13 protein-coding genes are annotated in these 20,401 nt (G+C 64.5%); 4 read left to right on the forward strand and 9 right to left on the reverse strand.

Going from position 1 to position 20,401, the window contains the following annotated elements; translation table 11 throughout:
- Nucleotides 1–30 precede the first annotated feature (30 nt).
- The 3 genes from CAF92_RS11125 to nrfB are packed head-to-tail and all read right to left on the reverse strand — an operon-like array spanning nucleotide 31 to nucleotide 6,046.
- Nucleotides 31–870 (reverse strand): DUF4434 family protein, encoded by an 840-nt coding sequence (locus CAF92_RS11125; protein WP_085600808.1) that lies wholly within the window; start codon nucleotides 868–870, stop codon nucleotides 31–33.
- Nucleotides 870–3,875, reverse strand: a complete 3,006-nt coding sequence (locus CAF92_RS11130) for a phage receptor (RefSeq protein WP_085600810.1) — start codon at nucleotides 3,873–3,875, stop codon at nucleotides 870–872. Before CAF92_RS11130 ends, CAF92_RS11125 begins: the two co-directional genes overlap by 1 nt.
- Nucleotides 3,872–6,046 (reverse strand): cyclic di-3',5'-guanylate-activated glycosyltransferase NrfB, encoded by a 2,175-nt coding sequence (gene nrfB, locus CAF92_RS11135; protein ID WP_085600812.1) that lies wholly within the window; start codon nucleotides 6,044–6,046, stop codon nucleotides 3,872–3,874. Before nrfB ends, CAF92_RS11130 begins: the two co-directional genes overlap by 4 nt.
- A 193-nt stretch (nucleotides 6,047–6,239) precedes the next feature.
- Here nrfB and CAF92_RS11140 point away from each other — a divergent pair, with 193 nt between their 5' ends.
- Nucleotides 6,240–6,671 carry a PACE efflux transporter gene (locus CAF92_RS11140; protein WP_085600814.1) on the forward strand — a complete coding sequence of 144 codons (432 nt, stop codon included), beginning with the start codon at nucleotides 6,240–6,242 and terminating at the stop codon, nucleotides 6,669–6,671.
- Nucleotides 6,672–6,852: 181 nt separating this feature from the next.
- On the forward strand, nucleotides 6,853–8,412 hold the full coding sequence (gene ilvA, locus CAF92_RS11145; RefSeq protein ID WP_085600816.1) for a threonine ammonia-lyase, biosynthetic: 1,560 nt from the start codon (nucleotides 6,853–6,855) through the stop codon (nucleotides 8,410–8,412).
- A gap of 177 nt (nucleotides 8,413–8,589) precedes the next feature.
- On the opposite strand, the gene CAF92_RS11150 is transcribed toward ilvA, so the two are convergent.
- The 4 genes from CAF92_RS11150 to CAF92_RS11165 all read right to left on the reverse strand — a co-directional run bounded on the left by CAF92_RS11150 (nucleotide 8,590) and on the right by CAF92_RS11165 (nucleotide 16,007).
- A complete protein-coding gene (locus tag CAF92_RS11150) occupies nucleotides 8,590–9,771 on the reverse strand; it encodes a hypothetical protein (protein WP_085600818.1) in 1,182 nt (393 codons plus the stop codon).
- A gap of 63 nt (nucleotides 9,772–9,834) precedes the next feature.
- Nucleotides 9,835–10,302, reverse strand: coding sequence for a VOC family protein (locus CAF92_RS11155; RefSeq protein ID WP_046614324.1), 468 nt, complete (start codon nucleotides 10,300–10,302; stop codon nucleotides 9,835–9,837).
- A 109-nt stretch (nucleotides 10,303–10,411) separates the two neighbouring features.
- On the reverse strand, nucleotides 10,412–12,031 hold the full coding sequence (locus CAF92_RS11160; RefSeq protein ID WP_085600820.1) for an NADP-dependent glyceraldehyde-3-phosphate dehydrogenase: 1,620 nt from the start codon (nucleotides 12,029–12,031) through the stop codon (nucleotides 10,412–10,414).
- Nucleotides 12,032–12,179: 148 nt separating this feature from the next.
- Nucleotides 12,180–16,007, reverse strand: a complete 3,828-nt coding sequence (locus tag CAF92_RS11165) for a leucine-rich repeat domain-containing protein (RefSeq protein ID WP_085600822.1) — start codon at nucleotides 16,005–16,007, stop codon at nucleotides 12,180–12,182.
- 160 nt (nucleotides 16,008–16,167) lie between these two features.
- Here CAF92_RS11165 and CAF92_RS11170 point away from each other — a divergent pair, with 160 nt between their 5' ends.
- Nucleotides 16,168–16,950: an AraC family transcriptional regulator gene (locus CAF92_RS11170; protein WP_085600824.1), complete on the forward strand. Its 783-nt coding sequence runs from the start codon at nucleotides 16,168–16,170 to the stop codon at nucleotides 16,948–16,950.
- A 119-nt stretch (nucleotides 16,951–17,069) separates the two neighbouring features.
- Here the strand turns inward: CAF92_RS11170 and CAF92_RS11175 are convergent, their stop codons facing one another.
- Nucleotides 17,070–17,657 carry a LysE family translocator gene (locus tag CAF92_RS11175; protein ID WP_085600826.1) on the reverse strand — a complete coding sequence of 196 codons (588 nt, stop codon included), beginning with the start codon at nucleotides 17,655–17,657 and terminating at the stop codon, nucleotides 17,070–17,072.
- Between the two features lie 291 nt (nucleotides 17,658–17,948).
- Between CAF92_RS11175 and CAF92_RS11180 the strand changes: the two genes are divergently transcribed.
- Nucleotides 17,949–19,520 (forward strand): TerC family protein, encoded by a 1,572-nt coding sequence (locus CAF92_RS11180; protein WP_085600828.1) that lies wholly within the window; start codon nucleotides 17,949–17,951, stop codon nucleotides 19,518–19,520.
- On the opposite strand, the gene rarD is transcribed toward CAF92_RS11180, so the two are convergent.
- The gene (rarD, locus tag CAF92_RS11185) at nucleotides 19,483–20,370 is read right to left on the reverse strand and encodes an EamA family transporter RarD (RefSeq protein ID WP_046614319.1); all 888 of its coding nucleotides are present in this window, start codon (nucleotides 20,368–20,370) and stop codon (nucleotides 19,483–19,485) included. The genes CAF92_RS11180 and rarD overlap by 38 nt on opposite strands.
- Between the last annotated feature and the right edge of the window lie 31 nt (nucleotides 20,371–20,401).

Genomic DNA, 20,401 nt, shown 5'->3' on the forward strand with positions numbered 1-20,401 from the left:
CGTGCCCGCGAAGAGGCCGGTACTGGAGACTCAATTGGTGGGCAGAACACCCCGGGCCCATGGCCGGTAACGCAGGTCGAACACCGCCTCGGCATGGCACCCGCCGCCCATCTTCGGCTGGGCAGGCTCAGCCCGAAACGCCTGCCCTGGCGCGCTCACCTGGCGGAACGCCTCGCGCACCACGCCCACCCGGCACGGCAAGGCCTGCTCGTAACCCTGGCGTACCAACGCGGGCAAGCGCCCGGTCCCGGCGCCATCCTGCCACCACACGGTCAAGCCCAACCCGGCCAGTTGATCCAGCCATTCGGCATTGACCCGCGGTGAGAGTTTGCCGGCGCTGAAAGCGCTGATATGCAAGGGCTTGTCCAGCTGCCGGTTGAAGGCCTGCAACTGGCTGTACAGGGCTCCGCGGCGCTCGGCCTCGCGAAAATGATGGTCGTCCAGCTCCATGGGCAGGTACCAGCCATCCACCGGCAACTGCCACGTCTGGCGCAGTTGCTGGTACTGGCTGAGCGAGCGCCCCAGTTGCGCCTTCCAGTAACTGTTCAGGCCTTCACCGTCCAGTTCGTCGAGGCGTTGGTAATAGGCCGGGTCCATGTACAGCCCCAGCACCAGTTGCAGGCCTTGGGCGCGCGCGCTGCGCAGGCTGTCGGCCAGCCAGCCCTGGGCACCACCGAAATCGCTGTCGCCATAGGCGCTCCATTGCACGATCAGGGTCTTGCCGCCCTGGGCCACGGTGGCGTGCCACAGTTGCTGCCACTGGGCGGGTGTGACCTTGGCGTCGCGGTTGAGGGGTTGGTAGAACAGGCGCTGGTCGGCGCTGGCCGGCAGGCACAGGGCAAGCAGGCAAAGGGCCAGGAACGTACGCATCAGAAGGTCATCTCCGCACCGACCAGCACGCCGTTGGCGCGCTCGTATAGATTGCCGCCCAGCGATTGCTGGTACTCGGCACGCACTTTCAGCGAACCGCGGTAGGCGTTGTAGCGGTCGTCATCGAACCACCATTGCCAACGCACGCCAACCCCGGCCCGGGCGTCCTGGCGCCAGTCGTTGCTCGGGTCCTGGCTGGAAAACTCGACAAAGCCATAGGGCATGATGGTTTGCGGCGAGCTGCCCGGCAGTTTCCAGGCATGGCCCTGCTGGTAGCGCGACAGCCAGGCGTGGTCGCCGGCACGGGTCCACCAGGCGGCGTCGAGGTAGAGGAAGCGCTCGTTCCAGTCGTCTTCATCGACCCGCCAGTCGTTGCGCCAGTCACCCTGGTCGAGGAACGATGCGGTGGCACGCAACAGCAGGTCGTTGCTCGATTCGGCGTGGTGACGCAGATCGCCCCAGTTGCCACCGACCTTGGCCGGGCTCAGCAGTTGGCCCAGGCTCAGCCCACGGTAGTGCTCTTCGTCTATCTGACGCTGGTGGTACAGCTCGGCATACAGGTTGAGGTTGGCCTGGCCGAATGGCTTGTAGCGCAGGCCGACGCCGGTACCCATGCTTTGTGCGTAGTCGGTGCGGCTTTGCCCACCGAACAGTACCCGGCCATACACCGACAGGGTGCTGCCGTTGCGGCTGGGCTCTTCGCCCAGAGCGTGGTCCCACATGGCCAGTTGTACGTTCTGCGATTGCGCGCGGCGCGAAGTACCGCTGCGCTGGCCATTGTCGAGGAACTTGTCGTTGGTCGAGGTGCCGGCCGGCGACCAGGTGCTGGCCAGGGTGATGGTGTCGCGCCGCGACAGGCTTTCGTGGGCGCGGCGCTGGCGGTACTTGCGGGCTTCCAGGCTACCGTATTCGTCGTCGCCGTCGACCAGGTCCTGCTCCACATCGAGGATGCGGCGCAGTTCACGGCGTGCCGAAGCGCTGTCTTCGGCTTCGTCGTAGCGCAAGGCCAGCGTCTCGCCAAGGCGATAGTCCTCGGGGAAGTCCTGGGTAGCGCGCTCCAGGTAGGGGATCGACTGGCGGCGCTGGGCCTTGTCCATCGAGCCGGCCAGGCGCATGCCGTAGTCGGCGCGGTAGCGTGGCTGGTCGGGGGCCAGGCGCACCGCTTCGGCCAGCCAGGCGCTGCTCTGGGCACTGTCGCCAGCCAGTTGTGCAGTGCTGGAGGCGGCGTAGTAATGGTCGGCCCGCGGGTTGTGCGCCAGGGCCTGGCGCTGGAAGCCCAGCGCTGCCTGGTAATCGCCTTGGCGCTGGGCGATGGCGGCACCCAGGGCCCAGTCGTCGGCGCTATCGTGCGCGGCGGCGTCCCAATAGCGCCGGGCCGCTTGTGCGTCGCCAGCGTTCAGCGCGCCACGGGCGGCGGTGAGGCGAGCGTTGTCGGTCCAGGCGCTGTCCGGCTGGGTGCGCCAGATGGGCAGGGCCGCTTCGGAGTCGCCAGCGGCTTCCAGGGCATAGGCCAGGGGCAAGCGACTCCCGCTGTCGCCCAGGCGCTCGGCGGCCTGGTAGTAGACCACCGCTTCGCCGGGCTGGTCGGGCATGGCGCAGCGGCCCAGGGCGCGGTACTGGCCTGGCTCGCTCGGGGTGGCCGGTACGGCCCGGCGCACGGCATCGCACTGGCCAGCCTCGGCCAGGCGGCCGAGCAGCTGGGCCCGGGTACTGGCGTCGACTCGAGGGATCAGGCCGAGCATTCGGCGGCTGTCCAGCGGCCCATCATTGCGCGCATACAGGTTGCCCAGGCGCTGCAGCAGCGACGGTGCAAGGCGGCCTTGGTGGCGGTCGTAGGCTTGCTCCAGCAGTTGCCGGGCGTGTTCACCGTGGCCCTGTTGCATCAGCAGGAAGGTGGCTTGCTCCAGTGCGGCCATATCGCCGCTCTGTCGATAGCGCTGCTCCCATTCGGCGGCGGTGCGTGGTTGTGGGGGCTGAGGCGGATCGCCGTACAGGCGTTGCTTGAGCACGGCGTAGGCCCTGGGGTCGGTGCTGGCGGTACAGCTCTTGAGCTGCTCGCGCGCCAGCTCCGGGTCGCGGCGCGACAGCCAGTCGACGGTTTCCAGGCAGGGCCGTTGCAGTTCGTTGCTCAGGCGCTGTACCAGTGGCGCGTCGTCACCTTCGCGGGCCAGCTCCCACAGCTGCTGGCGCTGCTCGGGCTGATTCAGCTGCGCGGCGGGCAGTGCCTGCAGCCAACGCTGGGCCTGCTGGTTCTGGCCGACAGCGATGGCACGGTTGGCCATGGCCAGGCGGGCCTGGTTGGCTGCTTCGGGGGAGGGGGCGCTGGACAGCAGTGCGTTCAGCCCTTTTTCATCCACCTGCTGGATATAGGCATTGGCCAGGCGCTGCCAGTCCTGTGCGGGCAATTGGCCTTGTTCGGCCAGCGGCTGCAGCTGTTCGATGGTTTCTTTCCAGTCGCGCAGCTGTTCGGCGAAGTTGGCCCGGGCCAGGCGCAGCACTTGGCCGTCCCTCTGTGGCGGCAACTGATTGAGCCAGTCCAGCGCCCTGGCGGCGCCACCGAATTTGGCCAGGCTCAGGCTGTAGGCCTGCCACAGGCGCACCCGGGTGGTGCCATCGCTGGTGGCCAGCCATTGTTCCACCTGGCTGGCTGGCGGCGGGTCTTGTTCGATCCAGGTCAGGCGCAGTTCAAGCAGGGCGTTGGCGTATTCGGGGCTGCCGTCCAGCTGTTCGGCCAGGGCTTCGGCCTCCTTGTAGCGGCGCTGGTGCGCCAGGGCCTCCACCAGCAGCGCACGGGCTTCGTCGTTGTTCGGCACCCGGCCCAGCACGTGGCGGGTCAGGCGTTCCACCTCGGCCCAGTTGTCCTTTTTCGCTTCGCGGTAGCTGCGCTCCATGAACGGGTAGCTGGTAAACCGCTGGAAGTCGGTCATCGGCGTGGAAGCGGCGCAGGGCAGGGCGGTGGAGCACAGCAACAAGCCAGTGAAGGTGAGGGAAAAACGCGGCTTCATGCCACCTCCCGGGTCAGGTCAAAGGCGGCCTGCTGTTCGCTGGCCTGTTCGATCAGGGCCTGCTGCAGCACCTGCTCGGTGATGATGCCGCGGGCGATCAGGTGCTCGCCGAGGCTCTGGTGTTCCGGGTCGAAGTCGATCAGCGCCTGGTTGAACAGGGTGACCGGGACCATGCCGCGCACCTGCAGCAGGGCGCCCAACATCACCTGGTGGTGGCTGACTTGTTCCAGCAGCACTTCGTCGTCCTGGTGGCGCTCGAGGATGGCGAGCATCTCGCGGGTTTCCGGCTTCTGCCAGGGGCTTGGATAGTGGTAGCGCAGGCCCAGGGTCACCCGGCCCTGGGGCGCCAGGCGGGCGCTGACCGGCCGCTTCAGGTGGCGGCTGATCACCCCCAGCGACACCTGGCTCACCGGGCTTTCGCTGGCCAGCACCAGCGTATCGCCGTCTTCGGCCACCGGCAGCACGCCATAGTGCGTCGCCAGTTTGCGCGGCAGTTTGGCGATCAGCTGCGGGTCGAGCTTGAACGGGTTGAGCGGTGCCCAGGGCAGGTCCATCTGCTCGGCCAGGGTGGCGACCAGCTGTTCGCTGTTCAGCCAGCCGCGCAGCAGCAGCTCGCGCCCCAGGCGCCGGCGTACCGGGCTGGTGATCGCCTGTTGCAGCTGTTCGTCGCTGATCAGGCCCTTGGCCACCAGGCGCTGGCCCAGCGGCGTGCGGGCGGGGGCGGCGATAGCGGGGAACTCGTGGGTGGTCTTGTCCCAGGCCACGCGCCGCGAGTCACCCATTTCCATCACCTGGCGCAGGGCACGCAGGTTGGCGAAGAAGTTGACGAAGTTGCTCCACATCATCCGCGGTGCCGACAGAAGCCCTTCGCCGATGCCGTAGAAGCGGGTGACGAACCAGGCACGCTGGAACAGGCGGTTGAACAGCATCAGCCCGTTCAGCCACAGCAAGGTGGTCAGCAGCCAGCTGTCGCTGAGGATCGACATGAAGCGCCACGACTCCGGCGCAATCACCGTGACCAGCCACATGGCCAGCAACACCAGCAGCAACAGGTTGACCAGGAAACTCAGCAGGTAGGCGAACAGGCCGCGGCGGTCACGCCAGAGGAAGTAGTTGAGCGCGCCCTTGCGGCTCCAACCAAGGTTGCTGGTGCCCTGGAACACGATGCCGACGATCCACCGCGACTTTTGCCGGATGGCATGCTGCCAGTCGCGCGGGAAATGTTCGCGCACGCAGATCACCTGGGAGAATTCGCGGCTCATGCCCGGGCGCCATTCCTGCTTCAGGGTCAGTGCCGGGTCGCTGATGGAATAGCGGGCGAAAATGCACTTCATGCCCTTTTGCTTCAGGCGGAAACCGATATCGTAGTCTTCGGTGAGGCTCTGTACGTCGAAGGCGATGCCGTCGCCGTCCTCGAGCAGCGCACTGATGGCGCGGCGGCTGAAGCAGGTGCCGACCCCGGCGCTGGGCACCTGGCCGGTCAGGGCCTCGCGCACGATCACGTCCTTGCCGTGGTTTTCGGCGAACTCGTCTACATAGTGGCCGGCGGTGAAGCCTTTCCATTCCGGTGCGTAGGGGTACACCGGGATCTGGATCATGTCCTTGTTCGGCAACAGGTAGTTGAACAGGCGCAGCTCCATGGGCGAGATCACGTCTTCGGCGTCGTGCAGGATGAAGCCGGCGAACTGGATACCGGCGTCCTGCTGGAAGCGCAGCAGCGCGTCGATGATGTTGTTCAGGCAGTCGGCCTTGCTGGTGGGGCCGGGGCGGGCGCAGACCACCTTGTGCACGTTGGGGTAGTGCAGGCACACCGCGTCGACGTCGGCCTGGGTCTGCGGGTCGTTGGGGTAGGTACCGACGAAGATCTGATAGTTCTCGTAGTCGATGGTCGAGGCAGCCAGGCGCGCCATCTCACCGACCACGCCCACTTCGTTCCAGGCGGGGACCATGATGGCCAGGGGCTTCTCCGGTACCTCGTACAGGCGTTTTTCGTCGGCTTTTTCGTATTTGTCGTAGATGCGAAAGCGCCGGATCAGCTTGCGGCCCCAGTAGCAAAGGTCGATGAACAGGTCATCCAGGCCCAGCAGGAACATCAGCGTGGCCAGGACGATCGCGAGTATCTTCAGGCCGAACAGCACATAGGTGAGAAAATCGATGAATGCCAGGCTCATGTGCCGGTCACCGGCAGGAAGGGGTGGGCCATCGTCTATATCCTCGTTCGATTCCCTGGACGAAGTTGTACGACTTGTCGCCGTTTGCACTGGATAGATACAAGCAGCCGAACGCGGGGTTGTCCAAATTTCAGGCTTTTTCTTGTGGGCCACTTCTTGTAGCTTTGCAGGTCGTTTACCCAGGGAGCTGAACATGCAAGGCAAGGCACGCAAGATCGTCCAGGCCATACTTTACGAAGCCATCGCCGTCGCCTGTGTGGCGCCCGCGCTGGAACTGGCGTTCGGTGCCGGCATGGCGCAGTCGACCGTGCTGTCGGTGCTGATGTCGGGTATCGCGATGAGCTGGAACATGGCCTACAACTGGGTGTTCGAGCGCTGGGAGGCGCGCCAGCACCGCCGGGAGCGCACTTTCCTGCGGCGCCTGCTGCATGCTCTGGGCTTCGAGGGCGGGCTGGTGCTGATCCTGCTGCCGCTGGTGGCGTACTGGCTGGATGTCAGCCTGTGGGCGGCGTTGCTGACCAACCTTGCGTTGTTCGTGTTCTTCTTCTTCTACGCGTTTGTCTTCCAGTGGGGCTTCGACAAGGTGTTCGATGTGCCGCTTTCGGCGCAGCAGGCGAAGTGTTGACTTTGTGCCGCACTACCGGCTAAGTTCCTACCCCATGAATACTTTCCTGCACATCAACGCCATTATTATTGCCGCCATTATCAGCTTGGCGGGCTAGCGCGTACGTGCACCGAACCCGCCCTGGAGGCGGGTTTCTTCTCTCTGACTCCTGGGCAACGTGAACACAGCCAAGGAGTCACCGATGACCAGCTTCGTCAGCCCTCGATCTACCGTCACCCCCCAGCAACTGCTGTCGGAGCAGGTGCGACGCATTCTTGCCGCCCCGGTGTACGACCTGGCCATTGAAACACCCTTGCAAGCTGCGCCTGCGTTGTCTGCCAGCCTGGGCAACCAGGTGTTGCTCAAGCGGGAAGACCTGCAGCCTACCTTCTCGTTCAAGATCCGCGGTGCGTACACCCGCCTGTCACGGCTGAGTACGGTGCAGCGCGAGCGCGGGGTGATCACCGCCTCCGCGGGCAACCATGCCCAGGGTGTGGCCCTGGCGGCATCGCACCTGGGCATGAAGGCTACCATCGTCATGCCTACCACCACGCCATCACTGAAGGTGGAAGGGGTGCGTTCGCGCGGTGGCCATGTAGTGCTGCAAGGCGAGAGCTTCCCCCATGCCTTGGCCCACGCTCTGAAACTGGCCGACAGCGAGGGTGCCACCTTCGTGCCACCGTTCGACGACCCGGATGTGATCGCCGGGCAGGGTACCGTGGCCATGGAGATCCTGCGCCAGCGCCCGGGTGCGCTGGACGCCATCTTCGTGCCGGTGGGTGGCGGTGGGCTGATCGCAGGCATTGCCGCCTATGTGAAGTACCTGCGCCCCGAGGTCAAGGTAATCGGCGTCGAGCCGGAGGATTCCAACTGCCTGCAGGCTGCCATGGCGGCCGGTGAGCGGGTGATCCTGCCGCAGGTCGGCACCTTCGCCGATGGTGTGGCAGTGGCGCAGATCGGCGCCCATTGCTTCGAGCTGTGCCGGCACTTCGTTGACGAAGTGGTGACCGTGAGCAGTGACGAGCTCTGCGCGGCGATCAAGGACATCTATGACGATACCCGCTCGATCACCGAGCCGTCTGGCGCGCTGGCCGTGGCCGGGATCAAGAAGTACGTGGCGCGCAATGGCGTACAGGGGCAGGCCCTGGTGGCGATCGACTCCGGTGCCAACGTCAATTTCGACCGCCTGCGCCATGTGGCCGAGCGTGCCGAACTGGGCGAGCAGCGCGAGGCGATCATCGCTGTCACCATTCCGGAACAACCGGGCAGCTTCCGCGCCTTCTGCCAGGCCCTGGGCAAGCGGCAGATCACCGAGTTCAACTACCGCTACTACCCCGGCAAGGAGGCGCGGCTGTTCGTGGGTGTGCAGACACACCCGCTGCACGACCCGCGCGATCAGTTGCTGGCCAGCCTGCGCGAGCAGGGCTACAGCGTACTGGACCTGACCGACAACGAACTGGCCAAGCTGCATGTGCGCCATACCGTTGGCGGCCATGCCGCGCCCGGGGCTGACGAGCGGGTGCTGCGCTTCGAATTCCCCGAGCGCCCAGGGGCCTTGCTGGGCTTTCTGGAGCGGCTTGGCAAGCGTTGGAACATCAGCCTGTTCCATTACCGCAACCATGGTGCGGCAGAGGCCCGGGTATTTGCGGCGCTGGAAGTACCGGGGGATGAGTTGGCGGGGTTGCCGTTGGCGCTGGATGAGATGGGGTACCGGTACTGGGATGAGACCGACAACCCGGCGTACAAGCTGTTCCTGGGTTGATACGCAAACTCATGATTAGGCCGCTCTCGTAGAACTGCACAAACTCATTGAATTGGCAGGGACCCTGTGGGAGCGGCTTTAGCCGCGAACACCGGCGCAGCCGGTGCCATCACAGCGTTGGCTTCTTCGCGGCTAAAGCCGCTCCCACAAGATTTTGTGTGTGCCGGCAAAGAGTGCTCAGCGCTCGCGCATGAAGAAGCCCGCTACGAACTTGCGGAAGGTTTCCAGGCTCTTGAAGTCGGCGTAGCGCTTGAAGTTCTCGGTATCTGGCTCGGGCCCGATGGGCTGCTCCAGCAACGATACCGACAATACTCGGTCCTGGTCCGAGGTCATTACCAGTTCATCCATCACCTGGCCGCCGATCACCGGGCGGCGCATCTGTACTTTCACACCCTTGCCAGCCATCCAGTCGACCAGCGATACCAGGGCCTTGAGCGGCTCGCGTTCTTCGTCGCGATACACCGGGAACAGGTGGGCGCGGGACAGCACCGGTACGCTGGCCACATGGATCAGCTCGTAGAAATGGCTGCCGGCACTGGTCGGCGAGTACAGCGCCAAGGCCAGCAACGGCCCGGCGGTGCGGTTGCCGCCCCAGTACAGGTGGTGCCCCTGGAAGTCGAAGCCGTCTTCACTGCGGTTGTTGAACAGCTTGCGGCCTTTGATCTGGTCCACGCAGTCCAGCAGCAGGCCGTGCCGGCGGTGGTTTCCGAACACCGTGGCTTCGCGCAGACGGGACTTGAGCATCATCATGTGCTTCATGTCCAGGCGGGTTTCCAGGTAGTTGCTGGCGGGCACCCGTTCCAGCAGCGGGTAGCGGCTGGCAACGCTGCGCAATTCGGCAAACTGCCCGGTCAGGTCCTTTTTCAGGTGCGTGGCATACAGGTTCAGGCCGCTGGTCTCGATCCAGGTCAGCAGCAGTGACAGCAGGCGCTGTTGATCGCGCCGCTCGCTGCCGTCGCCGCCGGCACCGGCGGTGCCGCTGCGGAAGTCGCCGATCAGGCGCAACGGTGTGTCGGGCGGCAGCCAGGCAGCGGGTGGCGCGGGGTCGTTTTCGCGCTCGGCCGCCTCTCGCTCGTCCTTGGTGAACGGGCAGCCGGGCGCGTGTTCGGCGGTACCCGGGTTGTTCTTGAGAAACAGCGTACCGGTGCTGCCGTTGAGGGTGACGTTGAGTACCGGCAGGGCATCGTTGCGGCAGTCGCAGGCCAGCCACTGGTTGGCGTTGCGCACCTTCATCAGCAACTGGTTGGCCTGCAGCAGGCGCGGGCCGGTGAGGCTGCCGGTGGCAAAGCCGACCAGCAGTTCCTCTTCTGCGGGGGTCAGGCTACGGACCTGTGCGGCGGTTTTGTCGATGATTCGCATGAAGCAGCTCCCAGCTACGAGCTCCAAGCTTCAAGCAAAGTCGCGCCGCTTTCAACTTGCCGCTCAGTTGCCACCGAACATCTTCGCCGCGCGGGCGCGAATTTCGTCGGGGGTCAGGTCCTCCTTGTGGGTCGAAACGAACCAGATGTTGCCGAACGGGTCTTTCAGGGAGCCGCTGCGGTCGCCATAGAATTGGTCCGTCACCGCATGCAACTGGGTAGCGCCGGCCGCAAGGGCCTGGGCGTAGACCTTGTCGCAGTCTTCGACATACAGGTGCAGGCCCACGCCTGCGCCGCTGAGTTTCTGGCTGGCTGTGAGGCCGCCTTCCATGTCGCACGGGTCGCCCAGCATCAGCGACGAATCGCCGATTTTCAGTTCGGCATGGCCAACGCGGCCGCCAGGGGCATCGAGGCGGAACATTTCCACCGCGCCAAAGGCCTTCTTGTAGAACTCGATGGCCGTGGCGGCGTCATTGATGGCCAGGTAGGGCGTGATGCTGTGCTGGCCTTCGGGAATGGGTTTGGCTGCCATGTTCGACTCTCCTTGAAAGTGGGCGCCGGTGGCGCCCTGTTGCTTAGAGTCGTTTGCGCGGATGGAAAATCGACAGGTGTGATAGAACGATTCTCTATAAGCGCGGTGATCAGAAGATGTAGTCGGTGGTCAGGAAACTCGACTGCCGGTTGCGAATGATCTCGCTGATCAGTTGCTTGTTGGCCTCCTGGAAGCGCGTTGCGACCAGCGTGCGGATCGAGAACACTCGCAGGGCGTCGTGTACCGACAGGGTGCCTTCGGCGCTGTTCTTGCGGCCATTGAACGGGTAGGTGTCAGGGCCGCGCTGGCATTGCGCGTTGATGTTGATGCGCCCGACCTGGTTGGCGAAGATGTCGACCAGGCTGCCGATGGTCGCCGGGTCATTGCCGAACAGGCTCAGTTGCTGGCCGTAGTCGGAGTCCAGCACATAGTCGATCACCGTCTGCAGGTCGCGATAGGGCACCACCGGCACCAGCGGGCCGAACTGCTCCTCGTGGTACACGCGCATGTCGCTCTTCACCGGGTACAGCACGGCAGGGTAGAAGAACGAGCCACGGCTGTGCCCGCCGCCTTCGTTGAGCACGCGTGCGCCCTTGGCGGTGGCATCGGCGACCAGGCCGTCAAGGTAGTCGACCTTGCCGGGCTCGGGCAGCGGTGTCAGCGCCACGCCAGGCTCCCAAGGCATGCCGGGCTTGAGCGCGGCCAACTTGCGCTGGAACTTGTCGAGGAAGGCGTCGACCACGTCCTCATGGACGAACAGGATCTTCAGTGCCGTGCACCGTTGGCCATTGAACGACAGCGCACCGGTGACTGCTTCTTCGACGGCGTTGTCGAGGTCCACCTGGGGCAGCACGATGCCCGGGTTCTTGGCATCCAGCCCCAGCGCGGCGCGCAGCCGGTGCGGGCGCGGGTGCAGTTTCTTCAGGTCGCTGGCGGCCTTGTGCGTGCCGATGAAGGCGAATACATCGACCTTGCCGCTGGCCATCAGCGCGCTCACCGTTTCCCGGCCACGGCCGTAGATGACGTTGATCACCCCCGGCGGGAAGCTGTCACGGAAGGCTTCGAGCAATGGCCTGATCAGCAGCACGCCGAATTTGGCCGGTTTGAACACCACGGTGTTGCCCATGATCAGCGCCGGGATCAAGGTGGTGAAGGTTTCGTTCAACGGGTAGTTGTATGGCCCCATGCACAGGGCCACGCCCAGTGGTGCACGGCGGATCTGCCCCAGCGTGCCCTGTTCCAGTTCGAAGCGGCTGGAACGACGGTCGAGGTCCTTGAGGGCGTTGATGGTGTCGACGATGTAGTCGCAGGTGCGGTCGAATTCCTTTTCCGAATCCTTGAGGTTCTTGCCGATCTCCCACATCAGCAGCTTGACCACGGCCTGGCGCTGTTCACGCATGCGCGCCAGGAAGGTCTCGACGTGCTGGATGCGCTCGGCCACGCGCATGTTCGGCCAGGCGCCACGGCCTTTGTCATAGGCCTGTACGGCGGCATCCAGGGCGGTGAGCGCGGTGTCGGCATCGAGCAGCGGAGCGCTGCCCAGCACCACCTGATGCTCATCGTTGCCTTCCTTGAGCCAGACCGGGCTGCGCACCGTGGCAAGGGGGCCGTCCCAACGCCTGAGCTCGCCGTTCACCAGGTAGTCGCGTTGTTCCAGGGGAGCTTCCAGGCGCCAGGTTTCCGGGATGTTCTCGGCGCTGGGGAAGAGTGAATCGAGCACACGGTCCATGGGTAATGCACCTCACATTGCTGGGCGGGTTTCGAGCCGGGGTGAAACGCTTCAGCCAGGAGCATGCACCGGCCACCGGAAAAACACCAGTCTGGCTTAACATGGCCACGAATGCCTGCCTGTTGTGCAGGCAGGCTCCCAGGTGCTGTCAAAGCGGAAGGTTGAACAGGTCATACGGTGGGTGCGTCAACCATTGCTGACGCAGGACGGGGTCTGCATCGATCAGCGCCAGGCGCCGCCAGAATTCTGTACGGGCATATCGAGGGCGGGACAGGAACGGTTCCAGGTCCAGCAAAGCCCTGAGGTCGCGCCGATACTGCAGCGGTAAACGCTGCCACAGGGCCATTTCGGCCGGGCCGGCCTGTTCGAAAAATTCCTGATAGTCACTTGCGCATACCATCAGGTCCACCTGATGCGCAGCGTTGTAAGCTTCGATCTGTGCAACCACGGGGGCGCCCAGCCATTCGCTTTCCAGGCGCAGTGCCTCTGCGACTGGCCTTGGCAAGTTGAAACCGTCTGGTAGCCGCAGCAGCTGGTTGTCGGCAACATCCACGATGATGGGCTCGACCATCTGGTCCAGGCCTTGCGGCAATTCGCTGAGCGCACAGTCGTTCAGGAACAACGTCCTCAGGTTGGCCAGCCCACGCAGATCTGGGGCCTGCAGCAGCGGGTTGCCCGAGAGGTCCAGCACTACAAGTCCGGAGCAGCGGTTCAGTGCCTGTTGGGCCTGAGTACTCCAGGTAATGCGGTTGCCTTCCAGATCCAGCCAGGCGAGGTGCTCAGGGCTACCCAGACGGGGTACGGTATCGAACCGGCAGTCGGTCAGCAGCAGGCGGTTGAGATTGGGAAAGCGCTCTTGAAACCCGGCTGGCAACTGGCTGAGCGAACGGTTGTAGCTGAGTGACAGGTGCTGCACATGGGTGAAGTCGTCGGGCAAGGCCAGGCTGGCCAGGTCCTGGTTGTCCAGCTCCAGGCCGGACAGGTCCAGGCTGTGCAGGCGGCCACCCCCTTCAAGCGCTACGGTCGACAGCCGCCGCCAGGCGTTGATGATGGGGCGGATGGCCAGGTGCCGCTGGTGAGGGCGTTGCGGATCGGGCCGAGCCCATTCATGCAGGTCGTGGCGCAAAGTATCCAGACGCTGTTGCAGGTCGTGCAGCCGTTGTGTGGGCGAGCGAATGTCATCGATGTACGGGCTGTCCTCATCATTGCCGAGCCAGTTTTCGAACTCCCAGTCGGTGGCGTTGGGGAACAAGCGCCGATAGGCCCCGGCCAGCGAGCCTGCCAGGCGTGGCTGAGGCGGTTCGGGGTCAAGCGGGCGACCGCCGCGCAAGCTGACCATTGGCTTGCGCAGCAACGCGCGATGCCCCCAGAGGCGTTGGGCCAGTGTCTGTCTGTGCATTTCGACCCAACCCAATACGCGCTGGCGTAGCGAGCTGCCATCGGCCGTCGGGATACCCAGCGTATCGCGATGCGAGCCTGGCAGTGCCTGCTCGATGGCACTGCAGAGGTCCGGATCACGCAGCCCAGGCGCAGGGCGCTCGCCCCGGTCGACTTCATAGCCTTCGGCCAATTTGATCACGCGGCGCAGGGTGCTGGCCTGCCCGCTGCCGACCTGCTCCAGCAAGGGGCCTTCAGGGCTTGCGCCGCGCAGCTCCAGGCGCAGGTCCGCGGGCCAGTCGGGCATGGCATCCAGGGCGCTGAACAGCAGGCGTTCGCTGTCGCTGCTGGCCCGGGCAGGCTGAAGCACACCCTCCAGGGCGCGTACCAGGGGCAGCTCGCTGTGCACCTGTTCCAGTGCCTGGCGAAGCTGAATGGGTAGCAGGCCCTGCTGTTCCCAGGCGAGCGATTCAGCCTCGCCCAGCGGCGCCAGCAAACGCGTGGCCAGGGCAGGTGAAAGCCGCGGATAGGCAGCGAGCAGTTTCTGCGTTGAAGGGGTAGTGGGCACGCTGCCGTTGTAGAGGTGCTCGAACAGGCCGGGCGGGGCCCTGTCAGCCAACGCCTCGACCTCGGCTTGTGCCGCAATGCGTTGCAGGGCATCGAGCAACAGTGGGGGCGTTGCTCGGCCTTCCAGGTGCACCCGGCGCAAGTAGTCGGCGTCGATGCCGCAGAGGCGGCCGGCCTGCGTAAGCTGTTCTGGCGTGAACGCGGTATATGCCTGGCCAAGACGGCGTGCCAGCTGCGCGAATGGCCACTGGCCGGGCTGTTCATGCTGGCCGCGCCAGGCACCTTGGGCATTGTGCGTCAGCGGGGGCTGCCAGGCATCGGGCGCGTTGGGGTGAATGACCCGCCATTGCTGCAGGTCGTGATCGAAGCGTTGTTCGAAGAGTTGACCGTCCATGCGGATGAAATGCCGGCCCTCGTACAGGTACTGGCCAAGCGCATTGGGTTGCAGGGTTTCGGGTAGTGTCACGGCACTGCGGTAGGGGGTGAGGTCTTCATTCCAGAGCCGGTAGCGCCCGTCATTGCCACGTACTTGTTGCAGGCTTTCCATCAACGGGCTGTTGAACAGCTTGGGCACGACCTTGCCCGCTGCCACAAACCCTCCGATCAGGGCCAGGTTCAGGCCGACCGCCTCCAGGTGGCGCAGCGCCAGGTGGCGGTCGCCTTCATGCCAGGCCTGGTAGCCCTCGAAGGCCTCGCCGAGCAGTTGGCAGGCAGTGACGGCCAGCATCAGGGTGCCTGCACCCGGAACGAAGAACGCGGCAATACCGAGTGCATCCAGGCCAAGGCTTTCCCATTCCTCCAGGCGCCTGGTTCGCGCGTTGGCATCGGCCATGGCTGTCGGAACCGCCAGCAGGCTGGCTTCGTGCTTGAGGCGGGCCAGGTGCAGGTCCTGGTAGTGGCCGAAAGGCTCGGCTGTGATGGCCATGCGTGTGGGGCGCAGGTCCGCTTGCCCAGCGCGCTGCCAAGGGCGGTCAAAGGCCGTGTTGCCCGCGGCGTCGAGGTTCTGCTGCAACAGGTCGAAAAAGTGCGTGCGTTGGTCCTGCCTGATGTAGGCCGTGAAAGCCTGGCGGGCATCGGGCTCCAGCAGCAAGGTCGCCAGCGTGTCGTGTACCGCGTTCAGGTTGCTGCATTGACGCAGGGCCGGGTCATGGCCGGGCAGGTAAAGCGCCAGCCCCGCGCTGCCGGCATCGATCAGCATGACCTCGTGCAGAGGCGTGCCGAACAGCGCCAGTTGCCAGCACCTGACGGCGCCACCCTGCAACAGCTGTTCGATCTGATCGCGCGTGCTGCCGTCGAGCAGGTGGCGCAGATAGGCAAGGTCGGCTGCCAGGCGCAGGCGGCCTTTCTGTACCCTGATGGCCAAGGCTCGGGTGGCGGGCTGGGCAAGGTGTTGTTCCAGGTGTGCCTGGTAAGCCTTACCCAGGTCCAGGTCACGGCACAGTATGGCGAAAGCGGCCGGCTCCAGTGGCAGCCGCTCTACCTGGTAGTGTTCCGACTTCAATGGAAAGTGCGCCAGGGGGGCTTGCATGCCCAAGGGAGTGGAGCCTTGTACCAGGATCGGTGTCACCTGAATGTCTTCGTTCAGGGCAATGGCGCTTTCAGCAGTGAACACCTCGTCGCTGGCGAAGTTTTGCAGGGCGGCCTGTAGCAGGTTGTCGCGACGATGGCGGTAAAGATAGCGCAGGGTGGCCCATTGCCAGCTGCGCTCGACCCGCAGCAGTTGGCTATTGCGCAGCGGCGCGTGAAAGCCGTGTTCGGCAAGACGCCGTTGCAGCAATGGCTCGGCGAATTCAGTGATCTGTTTCAGGCCTTTGAGCGAGCCGGCCAATGCCGCTTGCGCCTGCGTCAGGCGCGCCTGGCTGGCATGCACTGTTTCACGCAGGTCGGGGGCGGCATTGGCGAACCAGGCCTGTGCCTGCCAAGGGGCGGTCTGGGTTCGCTTCAACGCGGCCCATTGATTGGGCGTTACCTGGCCTGCCCAGTGCGGCAGCTGCGCCTCGAGCAAGGCTTGATGAGGGTTGATGGCTGGCATGTCGATGCTCCTTTCATGCAAAGAGGGGCATCAAACGTTATTTCTCGAAGGCCAAGTGGTAATGGGATAACGCGGGTTGGATAGATGACCTGGGGTTGCCTGCTGACACCGTGATAAATGTGTAGTATCCAGGCGCATGGCAACGGCGAGCGGGTGAGGGATGATCGAAGTATCACGGTTCTGGCGCGACCCGGCGTTGCCCTTCGTCGAAGCCCGGCGGGTAGGGGATGGGCGCCAGGTGTGCTACGCCGCGCATTCTCACGAAAGCTTTTCCATCGGGGTGATAACGGGTGGGCGCAGTTCCTACCTGTACGGTGACCGGTGTATCGAGGTGGCGGCGGGTACCACTGTGCTGATGAACCCAGGTGTGGTGCATGCCTGCAACCCCATCGACGATGAACCCTGGTCCTACCTGATGTTGTTCGTCGATATACCCTGGTTGCAGGCGCAGGGGTTCGCCTTGCCGGCCCAGGCCTGGAGTGGCTCGCCGGCGTTGTACCAGCGCCTGTTGCAGGCCTTTGCCGACCTGTTCGATGCCAGGGTGCCAGACCGGGAAGGCCGCCTGGCGGCGCTGTTCGGTGCACTGCCGGGCTTGCTTGGTGGTAATGCCAGCAAGAATGAAGAGGGCAACCCGCGGTTGGACATGGCAGCAGCGTTCATACGCGCCCATCGTGGCGACCCGCTGCGCCTGGACGACATCTGCGCGGCCTGTGGGCTGTCGCGTTCCTACCTGATTCGCGCGTTCCGCCAACGCTTCGGCCTGACGCCGCATGGCTACCTGCTCGACCAGCGTGTGCAACTGGCCCGGGCGCAACTGCGACAGGGGCGGGCAATTGCCGAAGTTGCGCAGGAGGCCGGGTTTGCCGACCAGGCGCACCTGCAGCGTGCCTTCAAGCGGCACCTGGCGACGACACCGGGGCACTACCGAAATGCATTCGGCTGAATTGCCATGTTGGCTGTGGCCCTGTCACCGGCAAGCCAGCTTTCACAGGTACAGCGTTGCTCTCGAGATTGTCGCTGTACCTGTGGGAACTGCTTTGTGTCGCGAAAGGGCCAGTGCAGCTAGCCTGTAATGACCAGATAAACCGCACTGCCCACGAGCAGCAACGCCAGGCTCCGATTCAGCAGACGCATGTGCCGTGGGTTGCCCAGGTACTGGCGAATCACGCTTCCGGCCCACGCCCAGCTGGCCACCGAAATGAAACAGATCGGCCCGTAGATCCAGGCAAACAGCCACAGCAACTGCTGCTCACCGCCGGTGTAGGCACCAACCCCGGCCACCGCTGCCAGCCATGCCTTGGGGTTGAGCCATTGCATCGCCGCGCCGTGCCAGGCCGAGGGGGCCTGGGCTGGATGGGCACTACCCAGCTGCCCATCGTCGCTGGCCAGCTTCCATGCCATGTACAGCAGGAACGCCACGCCGCCCCAGTGCAGCAGCAGGCCCAGCAAAGGCCAGCGCAGCAACAACTGATGCAGACCCAGCCCGACCAGCACCAGCAGCAGGCAGAAGCCCAGCGTGGCGCCAGCCACATGCGCCAGGCTGGCACTTAGGCCATGGCGGGCACCGCTGCCCAGCGCGACGATGTTGACCGGGCCGGGGGAGATCGAGGCCGCCAGTGCGAAAGCGGCCATGGACAGGGACAGGCTCATGAAAGTGATCCGTTTGGTTGAGGGTGGCCCCCATGCTCTGGCATCGACAGCCTGCGGTATTGAAGAAAAGTACCTCATGCCCGGCCAGCGTATTGTTGTGCAGGGTTGTTACAGGTTTTGTAATAGTTTTGCACTATTACGGAAAGCTGCTGTGCTTGTAGGATCATTTTCCCAATTTGCTATCAAGGTCTATATGAGCACCTTCGCGGAGCCCCCCAGTCCCCGGCCTTCAAGGCCTTCAAGGCCTTCCTTCTTCCGTCTTCGTGACGCTGCCCTCGTGAGTACCCGCTAATGGAATGGCTAGCCGACCCCACGGCCTGGCTGGGCCTGTTGACGCTTATCGTCCTCGAGCTGGTGCTGGGTATCGACAACCTGGTGTTCATCGCCATCCTCGCCGACAAGCTGCCGCCGCATCAGCGCGACCGCGCGCGGGTCATTGGCCTGAGCCTGGCCTTGATCATGCGTCTGGGCCTGTTGGCCAGCATCTCGTGGATGGTCACCCTGACCGCGCCGCTGTTCGAGGTGTTCGACAAGAGCTTCTCGGGCCGCGACCTGATCATGCTGTTCGGTGGCGTGTTCCTGCTGTTCAAGGCCACCATGGAACTGCACGAACGCCTGGAAGGCCACGTGACCCAGGCCAGCGGCGCGGTGCGCCATGCTGCCTTCTGGCCGATCGTCGCGCAGATCGTGGTGCTTGATGCGGTGTTCTCGCTGGACGCGGTGATTACCGCGGTGGGCATGGTCGAGCATTTGTCGGTGATGATGATCGCGGTGGTCTTCTCGATCGGCATCATGATCGTTGCCAGCAAGCCGCTGACCCGCTTCGTCAACGCCCACCCCACGGTGATCATGCTGTGCCTGGGCTTCCTGATGATGATCGGCTTCAGCCTCACCGCCGAAGGCCTGGGCTTCCATATCCCCAAAGGCTACCTGTATGCGGCCATTGGCTTCTCGATCCTGATCGAGCTGTTCAATCAGTTGGCCCGTGCCCGCCGCAAGCGCAGCCTGCAGCAGCACCGGCCGCTGCGTGAGCGTACCGCGCATGCCGTGCTGCGCCTGCTGGGTGGTCGCCGGGTCGAGGCTGACGAGGTGGGCGAGGAAATCGCCGACCTGGTCGAAGGCGGTGAAGAACAGGTGCTGTTCGACCGCCGTGAACGGGTGATGATCAGTGGCGTGCTGAACCTGGCCGAGCGACCGATCCGCACGGTGATGACCGCCCGCGCCGAGGTCGATGTGATCGACCTGGCGCAACCGGCCGACGCCATTGCCCAGGCCCTGGCCAATTCGCCGTACTCGCGCCTGCCGCTGATTCGCGGTGGCCGCGTGGACGAGCCGCTGGGCTTCGTACACAAGAAGGAGCTGCTAAAGGAGCTGCTGTCGGGTAACCAGCCCGATCTGGAAGGCATGGCCCGGGTACCGCTGAACCTGCTGGAAAGTTTCAGCATCCTCAACGCCCTGGAGCAGATGCGAGGCCAATCGACGCACATCGCCTTCGTTGTCAATGAGTTCGGTGATTTCACCGGCCTGCTGACCATGACCGATATCCTCGAGTCGATTGCCGGCGAGCTGCCCGATGCCAGCGAGGTCGAGGGCCCGGGCATCGTCCAGGAAGGTGAAGGCTTTGTGGTCAGTGGCGCGTTGAACCTGAGCCAGGTGCAGGCGCGTACCGGCTTCAGCGCCCGCGCCACCGAAGACTACCAGACCCTCGCGGGCTTGGTTATGAGCCTGCTCGACCGCCTGCCGATGGTTGGCGACCGCCTGGCCTGGAATGGCTGGACGCTGACAGTGGAGGCAGTCGAGGAGCGGCGGGTGCGCCAGGTTCGGCTTACACCGAGCGGCGACGTTGACGCAGCAGGTGCTTGAAGCCCTCGATCACCAGCACCAGCACAGCGGCCCAGATCGGCAGGTAGGTCAACCACTGATCCGGGCCGATGGTTTCGCCCAGCAGCAGCGCCACGCCCACCAGCAGCACCGGTTCGACGTAGCTGAGCAGGCCGAACAGGCTGAACGGCAGCAGGCGGCTGGCCAGCACGTAGGCGATCAGGGCCGAGGCGCTGATCGCCCCGAGGATCGGGATCAACGCATACAGCCCGGGGTGTGCCTGCAGGTCGGCAGGGGAAAGCGGGCCCTGGATCACGAAGTACAACGCCCAGGGCAACAGCAGGCACATGTCGCACCACAGGCCACCCAGATGGTCGGTGCGGCAGCGCTTGCGCAACACGAAGTAGATCGGGTAACCGATCGTCACCACCAGGGTTTCCCAGGCGAAACTGCCATGCTGGTACAGCTCGTGGCCCACACCCAGCGCGGCGCAGGCCACGGCCACCTTCTGCAGGCGTGACAAGCGCTCGCCATACACCAGCCGCCCGGTCAGGACCATGGCCAGCGGCAGCAGGAAGTAGCCCATCGACACTTCCAGGCTGCGCCCGTGCAGGGGGGCCCAGAGGAACAGCCACAGCTGCACGCCCATCAGCCACGATGTGCCGACCATGCCCAGCAACAGCAGCGGCGTGCGTTTTACCCGGGCGAGCAGTTCGCCCACCCGTTTCCAGTCTTTCGAGACAAGCATGAACAGGGTCAGGCAGGGCAGCGTCAACAGGGTGCGCCAGCCAAAGATCTCTTCGCCATCGAGCGGCGTGAGCAAAGAGGTGTAGAAGTACATCACGGCGAACAGACAGGACGCCATGACCGACGAAAGAATGCCTTTTGACACGAATGCCTCGGATAGGGAATTGAGCAGGTGA

Source organism: Pseudomonas sp. B10(2017), assembly GCF_002113295.1.
Classification (GTDB): domain Bacteria; phylum Pseudomonadota; class Gammaproteobacteria; order Pseudomonadales; family Pseudomonadaceae; genus Aquipseudomonas; species Aquipseudomonas pudica.

Excerpts from the sequence above, each read along its gene's own strand:
- nrfB (WP_085600812.1), bottom strand. The coding sequence starts at position 6,046 with ATGAGCCTGGCATTCATCGATTTTCTCACCTATGTGCTGTTCGGCCTG.
- CAF92_RS11175 (WP_085600826.1), bottom strand. The coding sequence starts at position 17,657 with ATGAGCCTGTCCCTGTCCATGGCCGCTTTCGCACTGGCGGCCTCGATC.
- ilvA (WP_085600816.1), top strand. The coding sequence starts at position 6,853 with ATGACCAGCTTCGTCAGCCCTCGATCTACCGTCACCCCCCAGCAACTG.
- CAF92_RS11150 (WP_085600818.1), bottom strand. The coding sequence starts at position 9,771 with ATGCGAATCATCGACAAAACCGCCGCACAGGTCCGTAGCCTGACCCCC.
- CAF92_RS11165 (WP_085600822.1), bottom strand. The coding sequence starts at position 16,007 with ATGCCAGCCATCAACCCTCATCAAGCCTTGCTCGAGGCGCAGCTGCCG.
- CAF92_RS11125 (WP_085600808.1), bottom strand. The coding sequence starts at position 870 with ATGCGTACGTTCCTGGCCCTTTGCCTGCTTGCCCTGTGCCTGCCGGCC.
- CAF92_RS11160 (WP_085600820.1), bottom strand. The coding sequence starts at position 12,031 with ATGGACCGTGTGCTCGATTCACTCTTCCCCAGCGCCGAGAACATCCCG.
- CAF92_RS11180 (WP_085600828.1), top strand. The coding sequence starts at position 17,949 with ATGGAATGGCTAGCCGACCCCACGGCCTGGCTGGGCCTGTTGACGCTT.
- CAF92_RS11130 (WP_085600810.1), bottom strand. The coding sequence starts at position 3,875 with ATGAAGCCGCGTTTTTCCCTCACCTTCACTGGCTTGTTGCTGTGCTCC.
- CAF92_RS11140 (WP_085600814.1), top strand. The coding sequence starts at position 6,240 with ATGCAAGGCAAGGCACGCAAGATCGTCCAGGCCATACTTTACGAAGCC.
- CAF92_RS11155 (WP_046614324.1), bottom strand. The coding sequence starts at position 10,302 with ATGGCAGCCAAACCCATTCCCGAAGGCCAGCACAGCATCACGCCCTAC.
- CAF92_RS11170 (WP_085600824.1), top strand. The coding sequence starts at position 16,168 with ATGATCGAAGTATCACGGTTCTGGCGCGACCCGGCGTTGCCCTTCGTC.